Genomic DNA, 4,223 nt, shown 5'->3' with positions numbered 1-4,223 from the left:
CGCTGCGCAGCGCCTCGTCCTGCTGGATATCGGCCAGATCAGCCATTGCGCTGCACTGGTACATGGCGCGGACTGCGTGGCCCTCCATTGTCTTCTGCTCCACGGGACGCACATGCGACTGGGAGTAGGAGGGATCGTAGTTGCGCAGTTCGGGGAAAATGACCTTGTGGTTCGGGTCATTCATCTCGCGCAGCAGGTAGTTCGGCGTGCGGCCGCGGCAGTCAATGAAGAAGCGCGCCGTCTTCAGGTAGCGCTCCTCGCCCGTCACGCGCCAGAGCTTCACGAGCGCAAGCTCGATCTCCTGATGGCCGGGATAGCCCGGAAGCTGACCCTCGCCGTCGCCGAAGGTTTGGCAGATGAGATCTGCGAACTTTGCGGCGATGTCGAGCAGGCGGCGCTTGCCGGTCGCGTTATAGTAGGCGACGGCGGCCTCGATGAGATGACCTGCGCTGTAGAGCTCGTGGCCCTCGGTGAGGTTCTTCCAGCGGAGCTCGGGATGACAGACCGTGAAATAGGTGTTCAGGTAGCCGTCCGGCTGCTGGGCCTGGCCGATGATCTCAATGAGCTCGTCAGCCTCGGGAATATACTCTGTTTCGCCGTTATTTGCGCAATAAGCGACTGCCTCGAGCCATTTATAGGCATCCGTATCGCCGAACACGACACCGCGGTGCTCACCCTGGAGCGTGCCGCCGGCGATGCGGAAATTATCAATGCAGAAGCAGCGGCTCTGGCCCTGCTTGCCGTTGAGGATCTCCCACTGCACGGGGATCATTTTCTTTGCGACCATGCCCGCGTAATGGCTGAACAGCGGATCCGTTACTCTAATTTTTTTCAAATCGGGGATCGTGATCTTGCTTGCCATAATGTGGAACCTCCATTGATGGTTAAACGTTTAAGAAAAAATTGGAAAAGAAAACGCGGAATCCGTCGTCGGTCGCCGCGTGCCGAAGCCGCAATTGGCGTCCGGTGATTTAAACGTTTAACTTTTTCTGATCTGATTATATCATATTTTTCGGATTTGTAAAGGCGGAATTACAGAATCGTGAGTTTATACAACTTTTCCAGCCCTTTTTTGTGCAGAATTCACAACGATCAACCGGCGCATCTGCCGCTCCGCTGCCCGTTCCGGCCTGCATGTAAGCCAAAAATGTGCAGCACGCGGAATTTCCCTGTAATTTGCGTCAAATTTAGCATTTTCCCCGAAATAAAACGTTTAGCTCTTGCTGTTTTTCATGCGGTATGATATGATTATATCAACGCTCCGCATTGTAAAAAACCAGAGAAGGTGAACTATTTCATGGCAACCATTCGCGAGATCTCGGACCGGGCCGGTGTATCCATTGCAACGGTCTCCAAGGTCCTGAACAATAAATCCGGCGTCAAGCAGGAGACGGCCGACCGTATTCTGCAGATCGCGGACCAGCTCAATTACCGCCCGAATCTCAATGCCCGCTCGCTGAAGCTCGGCGACGCGCGCACCATCGGCATCATCACGGAGGACCTGACCGTCTTCAACACGCCGGAGATCGTCGACGGCGTCGCCTCCGTATGCGAGACGCTGAACTATCATTATATTCTGAGCAATCTGCGTTTCAACAAGCGCTACCACGACAATCCCTGGGACTATCCCGAGAGCAACGTGCTCGTTCGCTCCGCCGTGAACGATCTGCTGTCCAAGCAGGTCGCGGGCATCATCTATATCGGCTGTCACAGCCACCTTGTCGCATCGCTGAAGGCGCATGCCCATATCCCGTTCGTGTGCGTTTACTGCACCTGCGAGGATCAGGACGTGCCCTGCGTCGGCTATGATGACCGTCTTGCCGCCTATGAGGCCACGGGCACTCTGCTGGAGCACACGTCGGAGCACATCGGCATGATCACGGGTCCCATCCACTCCGTGCACACCCTGCGCCGCGCCAACGGCTTCCTGCAGGCCCTGCACGACCACGGCGTAGCCTATGACTCTTCCCTCGTCCGCGCAAGTGACTGGGACCGTGACTCCGGCTACCGTCTCGGCGGCGAGCTCATCCGCGCGGGCGCAAAGGCCATTTTCGCCCAGAATGACCTTGTCGGCACCGGCGTGATCGACTGGTGCAACCAGAACGGCATCGAGGTCGGCAGGGACATCTTCCTCATCGGCTACGATAACCGTGAGATCAGCTCCGTCTGCCGCCCGTCGCTCTCCACCGTCGCCCTGCCGCTGTTCCAGATGGGCCAGAGCGCGGGCCACACCCTGCTGGACATGCTCTCCGGCAAGCATCCGGCGCAGAAGGACATCATGCTGGAATGTACGATCATCAAACGAGAATCCACAGGAGGTTAATTCATGAAAGCTCGTATCCGACTTCAGAAGGACTGCATCATCTCCCCCATCGATCCCCGCGTGTTTGGCTCGTTCATCGAGCATCTCGGCCGCGCCGTCTATACCGGCATCTATGAGCCGGGTCACCCGACTGCCGACGCCTTCGGCTTCCGCGGCGACGTGGAAGAGCTCATCCGTCCGCTGCATGTCACGCAGATCCGCTATCCGGGCGGCAACTTCCTGTCCGGCTACGACTGGCGCGACGGCATCGGTCCGAAGGACAAGCGTCCCGTCCGCCCTGACATGGCTTGGAGCGCCATTGAGCCGAATCAGGTCGGCACGGATGAATTCCTGCAGTGGTGCGAGCGCATCGGCGCGCAGCCGATGATGGCCGTGAACCTCGGCACCGGCACGCCGAAGGACGCCGTGGAGCTGCTGGAATACTGCAACGGCGACATGCACACCTATTGGGCGGACAAGCGCCGCGAAAACGGCCGCGAGGCCCCCTATAACGTCAAGCTCTGGTGCCTCGGCAACGAGATGGACGGCCCCTGGCAGATCTGCTCGAAGACGGCCACGGAATACGGCCGCATCGCCTGCGAGACGGCCAAGCTCATGAAGATGTTCGACCCGACCATTGAGACCGTCGCCTGCGGCAGCTCCTACCGCACGATGCCGACGTTCGGCACCTGGGAAGAGGAGGTCCTCCGCCAGAGCTATCCCTACGTCGACTATCTGTCGCTCCATCAGTATTATACGAACCATGAGGGCGACGTCATGAATTTCCTTGCACGCAGCGAGGAGATGGGCGAGTTCATTCAGGAGGTCGCCGCCATCTGCGAAAAGATCCGCCTTGAGGTCGGCAGCGACAAGCATATCGGTCTGTCGTTCGACGAGTGGAACGTCTGGTATCACTATGCCAAGAACGGCAGGGTGCCGGAGAAGTGGACGGTCGCCCGCCCCATTGAAGAGGAGAACTACGACTTTGCAGACGCTCTGCTCGTCGGCAGCATGCTCAACACCCTGCTCAACCACGCCGACGTCGTGAAGGTCGCCTGCCTGGCCCAGCTCGTCAACGCGCTGGCCCCCATTATGACCGAGCCGGGCGGCCGCGCCTGGGCGCAGACGACGTACTGGCCGTTCCTCTATGGCTCGCAGTTCGGCCGCGGTACGGCCCTGCAGCAGGAGGTCGAGGTTCCGACCTATGCCTGCGGTGTCAGCCCGAAGGCCCCGTACCTTTCCAGCTCCGCCGTGCTCTCCGAGAATGGCGCGCATGTGACGGTCTTTGCCGTGAACAAGAGCCTCGACGAGGCCATGACGCTGGAGCTTGACGGCCTGAACGCCGTACTGGAGCAGCACGTCACGCTGACCGCCCCCGCGCTGGACAGCGAGAACACGGCAGACGCCCAGCCCGCTCTGCCGCGCGAGGTCGCCGTCGGCGCAGAAGCCCCGGAGCTCCCTGCCGCCTCGTGGAATATGCTCCGCTTCCGCCTTGCCTGATCCTGAAGATATCCCCTACCGGCGCAGGCCCCCCTGCGCCGGTTTTTTGCGTCTGTATTGGGTCATTCTGGGTCATTCATGGTAGGGGCGGGGCATGCCCCGCCCGTGCGCGAAGCGGCAAAAGCAGCACCAATTCGGTGCAGTGTACCGTTTCCTGCGCCATGCTTCCTGATGTGTCATTGCGAGGAGCGAAGCGACGTGCCAATCTCGCAGGACCCGGCCGGACAACAGGGTACTCCCGGCGAAATTGCAGCTGCCTGCACGAGATTGCCACGGGCGCAAAGCGCCCTCGCAATGACAAATCGGGAGCCATCGCCGTTTTAGCGATAGCCTGTGCAAATCGTCAGTGCAGCGCCGGGTCCTGCGGAAGCTGCGCACGGAACAGGACGATGACCATGCGCCAGACCGTCCCGTCCTGATA

Annotated in this window: 3 protein-coding genes; 2 read left to right on the top strand and 1 reads right to left on the bottom strand. The window is 59.9% G+C overall.

Annotated elements, in window-relative coordinates; all coding sequences use genetic code 11:
• On the bottom strand, positions 1 to 862 hold an 862-nt coding region (locus tag WMO66_RS04970; RefSeq protein WP_349135282.1), incomplete at its 3' end, for a beta-L-arabinofuranosidase domain-containing protein.
• A gap of 435 nt (positions 863 to 1,297) precedes the next feature.
• Between WMO66_RS04970 and WMO66_RS04965 the strand changes: the two genes are divergently transcribed.
• Entirely contained in the window at positions 1,298 to 2,323 is a 1,026-nt protein-coding gene (locus WMO66_RS04965; RefSeq protein ID WP_349135281.1) for a LacI family DNA-binding transcriptional regulator, read from the top strand.
• Positions 2,324 to 2,326: 3 nt separating this feature from the next.
• Entirely contained in the window at positions 2,327 to 3,802 is a 1,476-nt protein-coding gene (gene arfA, locus WMO66_RS04960) for an arabinosylfuranosidase ArfA (RefSeq protein WP_349135280.1), read from the top strand.
• The last annotated feature ends 421 nt before the right edge of the window (positions 3,803 to 4,223 follow it).

Source organism: Faecousia intestinalis (genome assembly GCF_040096185.1).
GTDB lineage: Bacteria > Bacillota > Clostridia > Oscillospirales > Oscillospiraceae > JAZOXB01.
The sequence above is the reverse complement of the archived record's forward strand: the minus strand, read 5'-3'. Positions and strand labels throughout refer to the sequence as shown.

Bases quoted from the DNA above. Each gene is read 5' to 3' on its own strand.
- arfA (WP_349135280.1), top strand. From the start codon at position 2,327: ATGAAAGCTCGTATCCGACTTCAGAAGGACTGCATCATCTCCCCCATC.
- WMO66_RS04965 (WP_349135281.1), top strand. From the start codon at position 1,298: ATGGCAACCATTCGCGAGATCTCGGACCGGGCCGGTGTATCCATTGCA.